Origin of the sequence: Bacillus sp. FSL R10-2201 (genome assembly GCF_038008665.1) — a bacterium.
Classification (GTDB): domain Bacteria; phylum Bacillota; class Bacilli; order Bacillales; family Bacillaceae_G; genus Bacillus_A; species Bacillus_A mycoides.
Map to the genome: position 1 here is coordinate 1,093,128 of NZ_JBBOZP010000001.1, position 17,039 is coordinate 1,110,166.

General features: G+C 36.2%; 14 protein-coding genes. 11 read left to right on the forward strand and 3 right to left on the reverse strand.

What is annotated here, in order from left to right:
- Positions 1–95: 95 nt before the first annotated feature.
- A complete protein-coding gene (locus tag NSQ69_RS05645) occupies positions 96–479 on the reverse strand; it encodes a hypothetical protein (protein ID WP_002125795.1) in 384 nt (127 codons plus the stop codon).
- Positions 480–794: 315 nt separating this feature from the next.
- On the opposite strand from NSQ69_RS05645, the gene NSQ69_RS05650 reads away from it, so the two are divergent.
- From NSQ69_RS05650 to NSQ69_RS05670, 5 genes are all read left to right on the forward strand, one after another.
- On the forward strand, positions 795–2,387 hold the full coding sequence (locus NSQ69_RS05650; protein ID WP_078206370.1) for an S-layer homology domain-containing protein: 1,593 nt from the start codon (positions 795–797) through the stop codon (positions 2,385–2,387).
- 663 nt (positions 2,388–3,050) lie between these two features.
- On the forward strand, positions 3,051–4,022 hold the full coding sequence (locus NSQ69_RS05655; RefSeq protein ID WP_016119773.1) for a hypothetical protein: 972 nt from the start codon (positions 3,051–3,053) through the stop codon (positions 4,020–4,022).
- 247 nt (positions 4,023–4,269) lie between these two features.
- Positions 4,270–4,566: a hypothetical protein gene (locus NSQ69_RS05660; RefSeq protein ID WP_003187801.1), complete on the forward strand. Its 297-nt coding sequence runs from the start codon at positions 4,270–4,272 to the stop codon at positions 4,564–4,566.
- A 74-nt stretch (positions 4,567–4,640) separates the two neighbouring features.
- A complete protein-coding gene (locus NSQ69_RS05665; RefSeq protein ID WP_002186468.1) occupies positions 4,641–5,117 on the forward strand; it encodes a PH domain-containing protein in 477 nt (158 codons plus the stop codon).
- Positions 5,110–6,528 carry a PH domain-containing protein gene (locus NSQ69_RS05670; protein WP_016126675.1) on the forward strand — a complete coding sequence of 473 codons (1,419 nt, stop codon included), beginning with the start codon at positions 5,110–5,112 and terminating at the stop codon, positions 6,526–6,528. The genes NSQ69_RS05665 and NSQ69_RS05670 overlap by 8 nt, the downstream gene beginning before the upstream one ends.
- Before the next feature lie 100 nt (positions 6,529–6,628).
- Here the strand turns inward: NSQ69_RS05670 and hmoB are convergent, their stop codons facing one another.
- Positions 6,629–7,144, reverse strand: a complete 516-nt coding sequence (gene hmoB / locus NSQ69_RS05675; RefSeq protein ID WP_098633014.1) for a heme-degrading monooxygenase HmoB — start codon at positions 7,142–7,144, stop codon at positions 6,629–6,631.
- A 127-nt stretch (positions 7,145–7,271) separates the two neighbouring features.
- On the opposite strand from hmoB, the gene NSQ69_RS05680 reads away from it, so the two are divergent.
- The 6 genes from NSQ69_RS05680 to NSQ69_RS05705 all read left to right on the forward strand — a co-directional run bounded on the left by NSQ69_RS05680 (position 7,272) and on the right by NSQ69_RS05705 (position 16,012).
- Entirely contained in the window at positions 7,272–9,389 is a 2,118-nt protein-coding gene (locus NSQ69_RS05680) for a transglycosylase domain-containing protein (RefSeq protein ID WP_002011154.1), read from the forward strand.
- Between the two features lie 189 nt (positions 9,390–9,578).
- Positions 9,579–10,625, forward strand: coding sequence for a uroporphyrinogen decarboxylase (gene hemE / locus NSQ69_RS05685; protein WP_078202947.1), 1,047 nt, complete (start codon positions 9,579–9,581; stop codon positions 10,623–10,625).
- A gap of 14 nt (positions 10,626–10,639) precedes the next feature.
- Positions 10,640–11,575, forward strand: coding sequence for a ferrochelatase (gene hemH / locus NSQ69_RS05690; RefSeq protein ID WP_078202948.1), 936 nt, complete (start codon positions 10,640–10,642; stop codon positions 11,573–11,575).
- Between the two features lie 19 nt (positions 11,576–11,594).
- Entirely contained in the window at positions 11,595–13,016 is a 1,422-nt protein-coding gene (gene hemY / locus NSQ69_RS05695; protein WP_078202949.1) for a protoporphyrinogen oxidase, read from the forward strand.
- 217 nt (positions 13,017–13,233) lie between these two features.
- Complete coding sequence (locus NSQ69_RS05700; protein WP_341099018.1) at positions 13,234–15,600, forward strand: DUF6359 domain-containing protein; 2,367 nt, start codon at positions 13,234–13,236, stop codon at positions 15,598–15,600.
- A gap of 112 nt (positions 15,601–15,712) precedes the next feature.
- Entirely contained in the window at positions 15,713–16,012 is a 300-nt protein-coding gene (locus tag NSQ69_RS05705; RefSeq protein WP_002168944.1) for a hypothetical protein, read from the forward strand.
- A 113-nt stretch (positions 16,013–16,125) separates the two neighbouring features.
- Here NSQ69_RS05705 and NSQ69_RS05710 read toward each other — a convergent pair whose 3' ends face one another.
- A complete protein-coding gene (locus NSQ69_RS05710; protein WP_046956969.1) occupies positions 16,126–16,980 on the reverse strand; it encodes a hypothetical protein in 855 nt (284 codons plus the stop codon).
- Between the last annotated feature and the right edge of the window lie 59 nt (positions 16,981–17,039).

Here is a 17,039-nt window from a genome sequence, read left to right on the forward strand (position 1 = left end):
GGTTCACTTCAGGATAAGGTATAGGTTTTTATATAGAAATTCTCCCCTCTATGTTTTATCATAGAGGGGTATTTTTTCATGTAATGATGAGAGAATTAACGCCGTCTTATAAGATAAAACAATAAAGATGATACAGTAATAGGAAGGCCAGTATCCAGAAAAGCTTCTAAATAAAAGGATAGAAAATCTCTGTTGTTAAACCACATAAAGAGTAAATGATTGTAAGAAATACCTAACAATATAAATAAAGGAACTCCGATCTTTAATTCGTGACTTCTTTTTATTTTTCTATAACAAAACTCGCCTAATAAACAACCGATAAGAACAGGGATGCTTCCAAGAATTGAAACCGTAATAATAGATACCAAAATCGATCCCCATGAATCTGCATAATTTGGAATGCGTGCATATGGTAAAACATTCATAACAATAGAGAAAACTAGTAAACATGCTATATAGCTAACAGTAAATCTCTTCATTATTATCCCCCGAGACTATGTAAAATAATATAAAATGGCATGTAGCAATAGAACTAGACACAAATGAAAATCTTCCGTTTCCTATATGTAATTATATCAAGTATATAAAAAACTAGCTTTATTTTTTCACTTCTAATATAAACAGTAAACTGGTAGTACATTCTTTCTTTTTAAATCACCTATTGGAATATTTAGGATAAAAGGTTATAATTAACATTTATCGATTTATGATTACGATAGATTTTGTGAAATGAATCACAAAAGGTCGTGGTACTACAATTTAGTTTAATTAAGAAGAGGGGAACATGTATAAATATGAAGCTTATAAAAATAGCAACGATAGGTATGATTGCAGTAGGATCTCTTTCTATTTCTTCAAGTTCTTTAGCTGAAATGGAAAATGTAACTAAGAATGAAGCACAAGCAGCTCCAAGTAGTTTCCCTGATGTTCCGGGGTGGGTAAAGCCATCAGTAGATTATCTTATAAATAAAAATGTATTGTCAGGTATGCCTGATGGCACGTTTTCACCAAATTTAGAGATAGATAGAGGCTCAGCCGCAAAAATGATGGCGAAAATATTGAACCTTCCTGTCGATCAATCGGCAGCGCCTACTTTTGATGACTCAAAAAAGCATTGGGCAGCTCCGTATATTGCGGCTATAGAAAAAGTGGGTGTTATTAAAGGAGATGGGAACGGGAAGTTCAATCCTACTGGAAAGTTAATGAGAGGCGCGATGGCTTCTATGTTAGTAAATGCATACAAATTACAAGAGAAAGTGACAGTGAATCCTCCAACAATATTTAACGACTTAAAAGAGCATTGGAGCGAGAAATATGTAAATATTTTAGTTGAATTAGGTATTTCAAGTGGATATGGTAATGATAATTGGAAGCCTGATCAAACGATTACTCGTGCTGAAACTGTAAGTTTAGTCGCTCGAACAGATACTTCAAAAGATAAAGAGTTCAAGCGTAAACAAATTCAGATGTCCAAAGATTTCTTTGCTTATCATGATGCATCATTATCTTCAGGAATCGCTTTTGAAGGTGCCCCGCAAACTGTCACAGTGTATGAAGAAAGAGGAGATGGCTGGGTTAAAATCCATACATATCAAGGGTTCAAATGGATCTTATTAAACGAGAAAAGAATTCATATTAATAGAGACTTTTTCACATATGATTATCCAGCGGACTCAGCGAATGTACTTGTAAAATATACATCGCAAACGGTAACAGTAGTTGAAGAAAGAGGTACGTGGTTGCGTATAAGAACTGGTTCAGGTCTACAATGGATGAATATGAATGAATCTCGAACAGTTATTGATAACTTAAAAACAATCCAAAATAATCAACAGGTTATTTTAGTTACAACAAAAGGCTATAATACGGATCAAGCTCAAGTTCGTACATTTGAAAATTCAAATGGGAAATGGAGAGAGCAAAAGAATATAAGTGGATATATTGGGAAAAAAGGTTTTGCAGTTGAGATGAGTGAAAGTGGTATGAGTTCGCCAAGAGGAAAATACACAATTGGTGCAGCTTTCGGTAGACAAGGGAATCCTGGTACGAAACTTCCCTTTATTAATTTAACGCAAAATCACGTTTGGGTAGATGATTCGACATCTCCATACTATAATACTTTACAGGAAAAGCCTGTAAGAGGTAGATGGAAATCAGCTGAAAATATGTATATTCCAGCATATGATTATGGATTCGTAATTAATTATAATACTGAATCACGTACACCATACAAAGGAAGCGCAATCTTCTTCCATGTTTCTACTTCATGGACAGAAGGGTGTACAGGTGTAGATAAACAAAATGTTATTGATATTTTAAGATGGATTGATCCAGGGAAAAACCCTGTTATTATTCAAACTCCTGAAAGTGAACTGACAAACTATTAATTTGATAACTTTAAAGATTTTCATGTCATCTTTTCGTGATAACCAATTGCACGAAAAGGTAGCATTATTTTAAGTCTACTTTAATTAGTAGGCTTTTTTTATTAGCGTATGAAATTCTCGTTTCAGAGTACTGTTTACTTTTCAACTGGATGACAATGAGGAAAGATCCCCTGTATGCTTTTATGGAGAATCCGTATTTACACTAAGGATTGGTATCTTATTGACGCTTAAAATATAGATGTCGGAAAATAATGTAAAAAACTATTGTATGTTTAAAAACCTTATGTTACATTTGTGTTACAAAAGAGTTACGAATCGTGACTTTTGTTACGGGTTGTTTTCTTTTGTTTTTCGGTATGTTACAGATTATAGTTTGTATTCCAATTAGCTGAGAATATTTAAAGCTGAAGAAATAGCAAACTATAAACGAAAAATGATTTTTCTATGTGTATAAGAGTGTGTGTAGTAAAGATTCTGAGTAAGGGCTTTATTAAAATTCCTTTCTGTCTTAAAAGAAGAAGAAAACCAACTACCAACTATTTAGGAGTTTTAAGTAATGATAGTAAATGAAATGTACAGTACATATTTACTTTCAGTCTAATTACTACACAGACTTTTATACATATGATGTTATTGTTTTAGTTATATATAGGGGGAGAGAAAATGAGAAAGTTATTAACGGTAATTGGACTTACGTTTTTAATGCTAGCTGGATGTAGTAATGGGGATTTTGACAAAGCAATGGATGAAGGGAAGACCGCGTTAACGAATAAAGAATATAAAAATGCTTTATCATCATTTGAACGAGCATTAGATGAGAAAAAAGATGATTCAGATGCAACAGTGCTTGTAGAACAAACGAAAGTAATGATTGAAGCAGTGAAGTTAAAAGAAGAAACAAAGGTAGAAGAATCAATCAAGTCATTTGGAAAAGTAGAGAACATGAAGAATGGAAATAATACGCTTATAAAACAAGCCAAGGAAGAACGAACAGCATTAGTAGCGATCTTAGAACAAAAAAAGAAGTATGAAGAGCAACTGACAAAAAGCGAAGAGTTAATAAGTAAGAAAAATTATGCAGAAGCGAAAGAGATGTTAAATAAGGTAGTTTCAGAAACAAAAGATAACAAGAACCTTGAAGAATATAATAAAAAGGCTTTAGGATTAATCACTAAAATTGGTGAAGAGGAAAAAACTGCAAAGAGTGTAACGACAGCAGCGAAGGCACAAAAAAATGATGCAGTAACGAGTCAAAAGGTAGCGACAGAAAAGAACCAAAAAGCAGAGACAGAAAAAAATCAAAAGGCAGTAACAGAAAAGAACCAAAAAACAGAGACAGAAAAGAATCAGAAGGTAGTAACAGAAAAGAACCAAAAAGTAGAGACAGAAAAGAATCAAAAGGTAGAGACAGGAAAGAATCAAGATGCATTTACTTTTGAGAAAGCTAAAGAATATATCAAAAAAGAATATAAAGAAGAATATAATTACACGCTAGAGGATACGCAAGTAGAAAATGGAAAGAAATATTATCAAATTAGAGTGCGTACGACATATAAAATAGAAGGTGCAGCTGGAGCAGGATTTACTGGAGTATTCAAGGTGTTCGAAGATGGTACAATTGTTGAAATGCACTAAATTGATGAAAAAGGTATCCTCAAAGTATTTGAGGGTACCTTTTTAGCATAAAAAAAGCATCTAGCAAAAGTACTAGATGCAAATAAAAACACAAGGGAAGACAAAATTCTTCCCTTTTCCCGTAAGTAATTATATCAAAAAAATTATAAAAAACTAGCTTTATTTTTAATATAATGAATGTGTGAGGCTATGAAAGTAAAAGATTACACTATTTTTATAGTGTTTTATTAAAAAAGAAGTTGTATAAATGATTAATTTCAAACCAGAAAATTTAAACCAACTATTAAAAGTGACGCTTATAAGTGCGAATAAGTCTTATGATGCGATTAAAGAGTATGAATTTACGGGAGAAGCAGTAGTATTCCGTGTAGACTTCGAATATATTGACGTTTCTCTAATGATTATAGATATGTTAGGAAGAACTGCTTCTAAATTTAACATTTTGCCATACGCTCGCCCTAATACGAATGAGATAGATTACATTCAGTTTCAGGTGTATTCCATTAATGAAGGGAATTTTAAAGAAATGCTCGACACAATGTAAGAAACTATAATTTTACAAAACTGTATATAACAACTAATATATAATTAATAAATTCATATAATTGGAGTGATGAGATGCAGCCGTTAGAGAGGGAGATTCATTCTAATATGCTAAAAGTGTGGAGAATTCATGCTTTAATTGGGGCGGCGGTTATACTAGCAGTCGTAATTGCGTATTTCTTTTTTATGATTAATTTTAACTGGTGGGGCTGGTTGTTTGGATTGTTAGTGACAGGAGCAGTTATATACATACCACTCGACTATTTTGTATTTCCAAATTTACGTCAACGTTATTATAGTTACAGATTAAATGAAGAAGAGATTGAGATTCAAAAGGGAATGTTCGTTGTGAAGCGCGTACTTATTCCGATGATTCGTGTGCAGCACGTAACGATTGAGCAAGGACCAATTATGAGAAAGTATAATTTAGCAGAATTACATATTTCAACAGCGGCAACTTCTCATAGTATTCCAGGTTTAACGAAAGAAGAAGCAGAACAGTTGAAAAGACAAATTGGAGAGCTTGCGAAAGTGAGTGATGAGGGTGTATAAGAGGCAACATCCGATCACGATATTGTTAGGTATTCGAATTGCGACTTTGTTGCCTTTTATTTTTCTTGTTTTATTTCGTTCAGATGGTGAAGTAAAACCTTGGTATTTCTTACATCTTGTTCTTTTGTTTGTATTATTTATTATGGCTATTTTTTCAGCTGTAAAATGGTATTTCAAAGTATACTGGGTTGAAAATAATATTTTACATATAAAACACGGTGTTTTTGTGAAGAAGGAAAGTTATTTAAATAAAGATCGTGTGCAAAACATTAGTACATCTTCTAATGTCATTTATCAAATGCTTGGGCTTACGAAATTAAATATAGAAGTAGCGGGCGGCGGTAGTGAGCCGGAAGTGATGTTAGCTGGTATTAAAGAAGATGAAGCGAAGGAACTGATTGCCTTATTAAATAAAAAAAGAAGCGCTGCGAGTGAAGAAGTACCCATGGCAGAAGAAAGTAAGACGATTTATCAGTTAACGATGAAAGAGATTTTAGTAGCTTCCATTACGTCTGGTAGATTCGGATTAGTGTTTTCTGGATTACTTCTTATTTACACAGAGTTTAATCAATTTCTTCCAGAATGGCTCATTAATAAAGTAGAAGCGTATGTGATGGATAACGGTGTATATGAATTAATCGTTATGGCCGCGATTTTAATGGCGGTTTCGTGGGTCGTTTCGACAGCTGGTTATGCGCTAAAATATGCGAACTTTAAAATAGAGCGAAACGGAAATGAAATTCGTATTGTGCAAGGGTTATTTGATAAGAAAGAGTTTGTCTTAAAGCTCCACCGCATTCAAGCAATTACTGTGAAAGAAGGAATTCTCCGCCAGCCTTTCGGTTATTGCTCTGTCGAAGTGGAAGTCATTCAAAGTATAGAAGCGGCAGGGAATGAAGTGATGTTACATCCTTTTATGAAGAAAAAAGATGTACAGCAGCTACTTGCCTATTTACAGTTGCCGTATGAAATAGAAGAGGAAATCGTTCATTTACCGAAGGCTGCATTACGCCGTTACGTCGTAATGGGCTGGATTACAAGTGCTGTGCTCGCTGTGCCAATCGCTGGTGCGAGTATATATTTTAAACAACATACTGCGTTGTTCGTTCTTATACCGCTATTTATTGTATTTACAATACTTGCATACGCTAGATATAAAAGTGGTGGATATATGATACGAGACAATCAGTTAGTAATGGTGCACCGAGGTCTCGCGAAATATACAGGGATCATGCGAAGAAGGCATATTCAAGTGGTCGGATACAATCAATCTTATTTTCAAAAGAAAGACGAGTTATGTACAGCTGCTGTAGCGGTGGCGGGACATGGTTATGAAGTGAAGCATATGCGAAAAGAAGACGCGCTTCGCATATATAATTGGTATAAAGAAAAAGGAAACACCGGTGTGTAATGGTGTTTCCTTTTTTGTGTGTCGTCATTTGTCGATAAGTCGATATATTTCGAGTTGCGCCGATATAATTTCACATACCGCTGACTCCGAACTCCGAAAATTAAACTAACACATCAAAAGTAGTCACGAACGACGGGCGAGAGAAAATGCTTTTTTGCTGTTCTGCATGTGGATGCGCCTGAGCCTGAGCCTGTGCTTGTCCTTGTCCTTCTGCTTGTGCAGGGCGTTTTTTATGAGCGTTTTCGAATGAACGTGATTCTGTCCAGTCTTTAAAGTTTTGCTCAGTTTCCCACATCGTTAAGATGACATATGTATCATTACTTAATGGGCGAAGAACACGGATTGCTTGGAAGCCAGGCTCATTTTCGATTAGACCAGCACGGTTTTTAAAACGGTTTTCAAATACAGGGCGACCTTCGTCTGTTACAGAAATGTTGTTACAAACGATGTAGCCAGATTGTCCTTTAAATTCTCCAACAGCGTCTAATACGTCATACTGAAGTGTTGATTCTACAGATTCTTCAGTATTTTCTTTATAAAACATATCTTTTTCGTTATTTTTTGCAGTGAAATGTGCTTGTTCTAGAGGTGTTTCGTATGAAATAATAGCCTTCATTTTAATGCCCCCTTTATGGTTTGTCTCTATTATATCAATTCTCTTAAAAAACTTCGAAGATTATATACATAAAGATACTTCTTTTTCAAATAATAAATGTACCATCATTTGGAAAGAAGGCCGATGTATGAAGAAAGCAAAGTGGACTTTATTAGGCGGGGTAGCAACGTTCGTAGTAGCGATTGTACTCTATAAACTTATTGTGTTAACTGGTGGCTATATGATGGATGAAAAGCAGCTTGTTTTCCACTCTTCATCACGTATCGTTGACCAGAAAGGAAAAGAAATTACGAAGTTATATGTAGAAAATAGAGAGCTCGTGCCGATTGAAGAAATTCCAAAGTACGTGCAGCAAGCATTTATTGCTGTGGAAGATTCTCGTTTTTATGAGCATCAAGGAATTGATTACCCTTCTATATTTCGGGCGCTTTATAAAGACGCGTTAGCTGGAGAGAAGGTAGAAGGCGGTAGTACGATTACGCAGCAACTAGCTAAAAACGTCTTTTTAACTCGCGAAAAAACATTTACGCGCAAATTGAAAGAGGTCGCAATTTCTCTTCAATTAGAGCAAAAATATACGAAGCAGCAAATTCTTGAAATGTATATGAACCATATTTATTTCGGTCATGGGGCATATGGTATTCAAGCGGCAGCAAAGTTGTATTTTAATAAAAATGTAGAAGATTTAACAGTGGAAGAGGGAGCTATGCTTGCAGGGCTTCCGAAAGCGCCAAATGGCTATTCACCGTACTTATCCCTAGAAAAGAGTAAAGGGCGCCGTGATCTTGTTTTGTCACTTATGCATAAACAAGGCTATTTAACAGCGGAAGATAGTGTTCGTTACCAAGGGAAAACAATAGCTCTTTATAAAAATTCAGATGAACGTGAACTCGCATATATGCCGTATATCGATATGGTTATAGATGAAGCGGCGCGTTTATATGGTTTATCGCATCAAGAAGTACTGCGCGGAGGATATACGTTTGTCGTACCGATGGATGAAAAAGTTCAAAAGGTAGCATATAACCAGTTTCAAGATGCGAGAAATTTCCCTGGTAAAGAAAACGGGGCGCAAGGTGCATTTTTATTAATGGATAATCAGACTGGCGGAATTAAAGCCGCGATTGGCGGAAGAGAGTATGTTCCGAGAGGGCTTAATCGCGTTTTTGCAAAGCGGCAGCCTGGTTCTGTTTTAAAGCCGCTTATCGTATATGGACCTGCACTTGAGACGAAGAAATATAATCCATATTCTTTATTAACGAATGAAAAAAGTTCGTTTGAAGGTTATGAACCTCGAAATTATAATCATGAGTATACGAAAGAGATGACGATGTACGATGCGGTATTAGAATCAGCAAATGTGCCAGCTGTATCTTTATTAAATGAATTAGGGGTAGATGAGGGAAAGCAATATTTAGAGAAAGGGAATGTTCATATTGCGGACTCAGGTTTAAGCACAGCACTTGGCGGGCTAAAAAATGGTGTGTCTCCATTTGATCTTGTCAAAATGTACCGATCTTTTTTAGCAAACGGGAATATTATCGAACCGCACGTTATCGATAAAGTATTAAATAGACACGGGGCGGTTATTGGAGAATCATCAAAAGCTGAAACGAAAGTCTTTTCGAAGCAAACGGCATGGTATATGACAAAGATGCTTGAAGGAGTTGTGAAAGAAGGTACGGCGAAAGCTGGCGTATATAATGGAGCTTTAGCTGGAAAAACAGGCACAACTTCATTGCCGAATGATGACAATGGTGCGCGTGATATGTGGTTCGTTGGATATACACCGAATTTAGTAGGTGCAGTTTGGATTGGCTATGACCGCACCGATAAAGAGCATCAATTACAAGATGGAAATGCATCTGCAACGATGTTATTTAAAAAGATTTTAACGAAAGCAAACATACAAGATAAAGCGAGTTTTCATAGGCCAAAAGGTGTTGAAACAATTGGACTGCCAATTCGTTTAGATAAGATTCAAAACGTGGAAGCAAAACTAGCATTTAGTCCTTTCGGTTTATTTGCAATGAAACTAAGCTGGACGCCGCTTCCTGATGAGCGAATTATGTATCGGATTTATAAAGTTGAAAAAGGAATTCATACTCACGTTGGAACGGCAAAAGGAACGGGGAAATATGAGGAGAAGTTTATTAATATATTCTCAAAACCAAGTTTTTACGTTGTGCCATATAACACACAAACGAACCGTGAAGGAGAAAAGTCAAAAGTAGCTAAACCGTAGTTTTTCTCTGTGCTATAATAAGAATGTTGTGAAAATAGTAAACGTTTTTACGAACGTTTGTGTCAATTTAATGAACAACGTACATAATGTTATGCATTTTGTTTTTACAAGCTGTATAGTAAAAAAAGATAAATATCGGAATAGAGCATATTTAAAGAAAAAGCATTGGTAAGGAAGGGAGCTAGGGTCTTGGTAAGAACTATAAATGAGACATTTTTAAAAGCATGTAGGGGGGAACGTACAGAGTATGTACCAGCATGGTATATGCGTCAAGCAGGTCGTTCACAGCCGGAATATAGAAAGATAAAAGAGAAATATTCTTTATTTGAAATTACACATAATCCAGAGTTGTGCGCTTACGTTACAAAGTTGCCAGTTGATCAATATAACGTAGACGCAGCAATTCTTTATAAAGATATTATGTCACCACTACCTGCAATTGGTGTTGATGTGGAAATTAAATCTGGCATTGGTCCAGTTATCGATAATCCAATCCGTTCTTTACAAGACGTAGAAAAATTAGGGGAAATCAATCCAGAAGATGACGTACCTTACATACTAGATACAATTCGTTTATTAACGACAGAAATGTTAGATGTACCGTTAATCGGTTTTTCAGGAGCTCCATTTACGTTAGCGAGCTATATGATTGAAGGCGGCCCTTCTCGTAACTATCATAATACGAAAGCGTTTATGTATGCAGAGCCGAAAGCTTGGTTCGCATTAATGGATAAGCTAGCAGATATGGTTATTACATATTTAAAAGCGCAAATTAATGCAGGAGCAAAAGCGGTTCAAATTTTCGATTCTTGGGTTGGAGCAGTAAATGTAGCGGATTACCGTATATTTATTAAACCAGCGATGGAGCGTATTTTTGCAGAAGTTCGCCCGATGGGTGTTCCAATGATTATGCACGGCGTAGGTGCTGCACATTTAGTGAATGAATGGCACGACTTACCGCTTGATGTAGTAGGTTTAGATTGGCGCTTACCGATTGAAGAAGCACGCGCACGTGGTGTTCACAAGGCGGTACAAGGAAATATGGATCCTTCATTCTTATTAGCACCTTGGCCTGTTATTGAAGAACATGTAAAAGGTATTTTAGATCAAGGGATGAAGCAGCCAGGTTATATCTTTAACTTAGGTCATGGCGTATTCCCAGAAGTAAATCCAGATACATTAAAACGCTTAACTACATTTATTCATGAGTACTCTAAAGAACAGTTAGCGAAGTAAAGGAGATTGTCTGTATGAAAAAGAAAATTGGTTTGCTTGTAATGGCATACGGAACGCCATATAAAGAAGAAGATATTGAACGTTACTATACACATATTCGCAGAGGAAGAAAGCCAAGTCCTGAAATGCTAGAAGATTTAACAGAGCGTTACCGTGCAATTGGTGGTATTTCTCCTTTAGCTACTATTACATTAGAGCAAGCTAAAAAGTTAGAGACACGTTTAAATGAAATACAAGATGAAGTAGAGTACCACATGTATCTTGGTTTAAAACATATTGAACCGTTCATTGAAGATGCAGTACAAGCTATGCATAAAGATGGAATAGAAGATGCAATTGCACTCGTTCTTGCCCCTCACTATTCTACTTTTAGCGTGAAGTCGTATGTAGGACGAGCGCAAGAAGAAGCAGGAAAACTTGGAAACTTAACAATTCACGGCATCGATAGCTGGTATAAAGAACCGAAATTTATTCAGTATTGGGTCGATGCAGTGAAAGGTATATATAACGGTATGTCAGAAGCAGAACGTGAAAAAGCAGTGTTAATCGTATCTGCACATAGCTTACCAGAAAAAATTATCGCACTCGGCGATCCATACCCGGATCAATTAAACGAAACAGCTGACTATATTGCACGTGGTGCTGAAGTAGCAAATTATGCAGTAGGTTGGCAAAGTGCCGGAAATACACCAGACCCTTGGATTGGTCCAGATGTACAAGATTTAACGAGAGAACTAAATGAAAAATACGGCTACAGTTCATTCGTATATGCACCAGTTGGATTTGTTGCGGAACATTTAGAAGTTTTATATGACAATGACTTTGAGTGTAAAGTTGTAACGGATGAAATTGGCGCGAAATATTATCGTCCCGAAATGCCTAATGCGTCGGACTCATTTATCGACTGTTTAGCAGATGTAGTATTAAAGAAAAAAGAATCTGTAATGTAAGTAGAAAGGGGGAGCTTACTTGAGGAAAAAAGTTGTGATCATCGGCGGTGGCATCACAGGATTAACAACAATGTATAACTTACAAAAAGAAATTCGTGAAAAAAACTTGCCGATAGATGCATTGCTTATAGAAGCGTCCGGTAAACTTGGCGGGAAAATTCAAACCGTTCAAAAAGATGGATTTACAATTGAACGTGGCCCTGATTCTTTCTTAGCAAGAAAAGAGAGTGCAGCTAAATTAGTGAAAGAATTAGGACTTGGCGATGAACTTGTAAATAATAAGGCCGGTCAATCGTTCGTTCTCGTAAACAATCGGTTACATAAAATGCCGAGCGGTTCAATGATGGGAATTCCAACGCAAATTACGCCGTTTCTATTTTCCGGATTGTTCTCCCCAATTGGTAAACTAAGAGCTGGTTTTGACTTATTAATGCCTAGATCAAAACCAGTTTCTGATCAATCACTCGGGCAGTTTTTCAGGCATCGTCTTGGAAATGAAGTCGTTGAAAATTTAATTGAGCCATTATTATCTGGTATTTATGCAGGGGATATTGATGAAATGAGTTTAATGTCAACATTCCCTCAAATTTATCAAATTGAACAGGAGCACCGTAGTATTTCACTCGGTATGCGTACGCTCGCTCCAAAGCAAGAGAAGGCTGAATTGAAAAAAGGAATATTTAAAACTGTGAAAACCGGTTTAGAATCTATAGTAGAATCTCTTGAAACGAAGATTCCTAATGATATGATAATGAAGGGAACTCGTATCGAAAAGGTTGCAAAACTTGGTGATAGTTATACGATTACGCTTAGTAACGGAAAAGAAATGGAAGCAGACGCGATTGTAGTTACGACGCCGCATAAAGTATTGCCATCTATGTTTGCGCAGTATAAGCAGTTTCGTTTCTTCCGTAACATTCCGTCTACATCAGTTGCAAACGTGGCACTTGCTTTCCAAAATTCTGCAATTCAGCGTGATATTGATGGTACCGGATTTGTCGTATCAAGAAATAGTGATTATACAATTACAGCGTGTACGTGGACACACAAAAAATGGCCACATACAACGCCAGAAGGAAAAACGCTTCTTCGCTGTTACGTCGGACGCCCAGGTGATGAAGCGATTGTCGAACAAACTGACGAAGAAATTGTGCAGCTCGTACTCGAAGACTTACAAAAGACAATGGATATTACAGAGGATCCAGAGTTTACAATTGTAAGCCGCTGGAAAGAAGCGATGCCTCAATATACAGTAGGCCATAAAGAGCGAATGAAAAAGCTCACAACATTTATGGAGGAAGAATTGCCAGGTGTGTATTTGGCAGGTAGTTCTTACGCTGGTTCTGGTCTTCCGGCTTGTATTGAGCAAGGTGAGTTAGCGGCGAAACGTGTGTTATTTCATTTAGAGAAAGTAATGGAGACTAAATTAGTCGCACATTAAAATATTTCAAACAAAACGCCTTCAATTATATTGAAGGCGTTTTGTTTATTGGATAAAATACCTTTAGTCAATAAACCTATATAAGTTATTTTGTATTATAGTTTGAAAACTTGTAAATTAAATAAATTTTGTGTAAAACTTGTCGAAATATAGTTCTATATAACGAATCATTTGATATGATAGAAATGTTGAGAAAATATGAAATAGGGAGAGGGAAATGGCTGTGAAGAAATTATTAAGTGTCTTTTTATCATTGATGTTATTGCTTTCATTTACTGGAACTTTAGCGCAGGCGGAAGAAACTACTTCTATGTCAGTAGAAAAAGCAATTCAAGTATTTAAGCAGCAAGGGAAAACGAAGGGGATAGTGGAAGGATATATCGTTGGGTATACGCAAAGTCCTTCTAAATACACGAAAGATCCGGCTAAGTTTGACGACACAAACGTGGCAATTGCCGATTCGCCAAACGAAACGAATCCAGACAAAATCATGCCTGTTCAATTGCCAAAAGGCGATGTGAGATTGGCAGTAAATGTGAAAGACCATCCTGAAAATATCGGGAAGAAAGTTAGGTTGACAGGGACGCTTGAGTTATATTTCGGTAGCCCAGGTTTAAAATCAGTAACAGCTCATAAGTTTCAAGGAGAAGAACAAAACCGCGTTAGCGATGTAGTGGCATCACCAAATGGTGGGGAAGTTGCAAAAGGAACAGCAGTAACATTAACAACGAATACAGAAGGAGCAACAATCTACTATACGTTAGATGGCTCTAATCCTACAAACAAAAGTGTTCGTTATAACGGACAAATTGTAGTGAATGAAAATAGTGTAGTGAAAGCAATCGCTGAAAAAGAAGGGCTTACTTCTTCAGCAGTTTCGACATTTTCATTTATAATCGTAACAAATGAACCAGTTCGTATTCATGATATTCAAGGGAAATCACATATTTCTCCTTACAATGGGAAGAAAGTAAACAATGTGGAAGGCGTTGTCACAGCGCTTGATAAAAATGGTTTTTATATAGAAGATAATCAGCCGGATAATGATCCAGCTACTTCTGAAGGTATTTACGTATACAAAAAAGATGTGAATGTAGCAGTAGGAGATCTTGTCCAAGTTGATGGAGAAGTAGAAGAATATGTTGGGCCTGGATATGCAGAAAGGTTTGACACAGATTTAACGACGACGGAAATTAAAGCGAGCCGCGTTGCTGTCATCGCAAAAGATCAACCTTTACCAGCGCCGATTGTACTTGGAGAAAACGGTGTGAAAATTCCTGATCAAATTATCGATAATGATGCATTCGGTTTATTTGATCCAAATGAAGATGCAATCGACTTTTATGAAAGTGTAGAAGGTATGCGCGTTACGATGCCAACGCCAAAAATTATTGCCCCTCAGAAAAACGGGAATTTATATGTAACAGTAGAAAATGGCGGGAATAAAGTCGTAACGAAATATGGCACACCTGTATTAGATGAAAATCAATTAAACCCAGAACGTCTTTCTGTAAAAGTACCTCGTGATTATGTAGCAAAAGTAGGAGATACTTTTACTGGAGATATAACAGGGGTAGTCGGATATGATTACGGTTCGTTCCGCATTGCGCCAATAACGGAATTACCATCTGTAGTGGACGGCGGATTTAAGCAAGTAGGGGCAAATATTCAGCCTCGTCTTGATAAGTTAACAGTTGCTACATATAACATTGAAAATTTCTCGGCGAATAAAAAAGAAACAACAGATGAAAAAGTAAAAGCGTTAGCGTATTCTATTAAATACAATTTAAAAATACCAGATATTATCGGTGTAGAGGAAATGCAAGATAACAATGGATCAATTAATGACGGTACAACAGATGCTTCATTAAGTGCAAAACGTATCATTGATGCAGTTCTAGAAATTCGTGGACCAAAGTATGAGTATGTAGAAATTGCTCCGAACAATAATCTAGACGGAGGAGCACCAGGAGCTAATATTCGCGTCGGTTTCTTCTACAACCCATCACGCGTGAAATTAGCAGCAGTACCGAAGTTACTTGATAAAAATGTTGTTCGCATTGGAGACGAAAGTTCATTATTTGAAAGTACACGTAAACCGCTTGCAGCAGAATTTACGTTCCAAGGACAAAACGTTGTTGTCGTTGCAAATCACTTAAACTCAAAAATAGGAGATGCAACGCCATTTGGAAAAGTGCAGCCGCTCGTATTAAAGAGTGAAGAAAAACGAATTCAGTTAGCGCAAGAAGTAAATCACTTCGTACAAGGAATTCAGAAAAAGAACACGAATGCACCAGTTGTTGTGTTAGGGGATATGAACGATTTTGAGTTCGCTAAACCACTAAAAGCACTAGAAGGAACAATCTTGAAAAATATGTTAAACACAGTGCCGAAAGAGAACCGCTACACGTACATTCATGAAGGAAATGCACAAGTGTTAGATCATATTTTAGTAACAAACAACATCGCACCATACACAATTGTAGATCCAGTGCACTTAAACTCAAACATTATGAAAGAGCATGGACGTGTAAGTGACCACGATCCAGTACTTGTTCAAATTGATTTGAAGAAGGCTTCTTAAATAGTCGAGAAAGAACGCTTAGAAATATACTAAGCGTTCTTTTACATTATTAGGGATTTTTATGATAAAATAGATTGAATATTCATTCTTTAATACAGGGAGGTGTAGACATATGGTAGCCCGAATAAACGGGAAATTAATGAATCAGCTTGCAATTTTTTTTAGTACGATCGTCATGCTTCAGTTTGTAGCTGATATAACAGGGCTTACACAGACTCTAGATAGTATGTATTATTTAATAAATACCGCAACTTCCTATATAACGTTTAGTTTGGCGGTTATTTTTACTTTAATCGGTGCAAGAAGAGAATTAAGTAAATATGCAATTATTGCATTATGTTTAGTGGTAGCTATTAAAGCGATTTATTTTGCGGCGATCGTTATTTTATGGGGATTGGCAGGTACGCCGTAAAGGGGAGAGGATTATATGAGTATTGAAAATATAAGATTGATAAATGTAAATGATAATAAGAGCGTAATTCTCTAAGCTAACTTAGGGAATTACGCTCTTATTCGTTCAATTATTTAGTCCGAAATTGCTTGAAACGCTTTTCTACACCGATCTCTTTTTTGCAGTCTTCTTCTATATTTTTTTCTATCCCGCTTTACTCCTTGTATATACATAAATAAGCTAACGAGAAGGAAGAAAGCACATTGCATCGTTAAAATGTACGGTGACATGCCTTGCAATGGTTGTTTCGGATCATATAAATGAATAGGTGCTCCGCCTATTGAAGGAAATATTGTATTTAGCAGGACGTAAGGAATGGAGGCAACTGCAAATGGAAAGAGAATTGCCATATAGTCCTTTTGTGACCATACAGATGCAGCAAGTCCTAAAAGAGCCATTAAACCTGCAAATAAAAAATTAATTCCGATATATACAGTAATGTAAGTGAGAGGCGCATCGAAATATAGGTTTGCGAACATTCCATCAGCATTTATGATGCCTGAACCAATCGTAGGTGTTCCGTCTGGAATGGTTAATTTGCAAAATAATAACGATAAGATGAATGGAAATGTATAAAGAAATCCTCCGCAAAAAAACGTAACGATATATTTCATTACTGAATAAGGAAATATAGAAATTCCCTTACTCACAAACGGTTTAAAACCATCTGACTTATCCGAATTGTAACTTGTACTAAAGGGGAAACTCGCAATAACTGGCATTAATAATAAATAAACATCCATTTCATTGTCACGAAATCCGATCCATTTTATATCTGTTGAAATAGGTCCACTCGCTGCGTCTCCTAAATAACGAATTACATAGTAATAGTGATAAATACAAATAAGAACGAATCCACTAAACATAATAATTAAAGAAATACGACTACAAAAAGCTTGCTTTATATTTAAACGAAGCGCACGCATCATGACTGAAAAAGCCTCCACTATTTTGATAAACTTGTCTATTTTCTATATTACTATTAAAT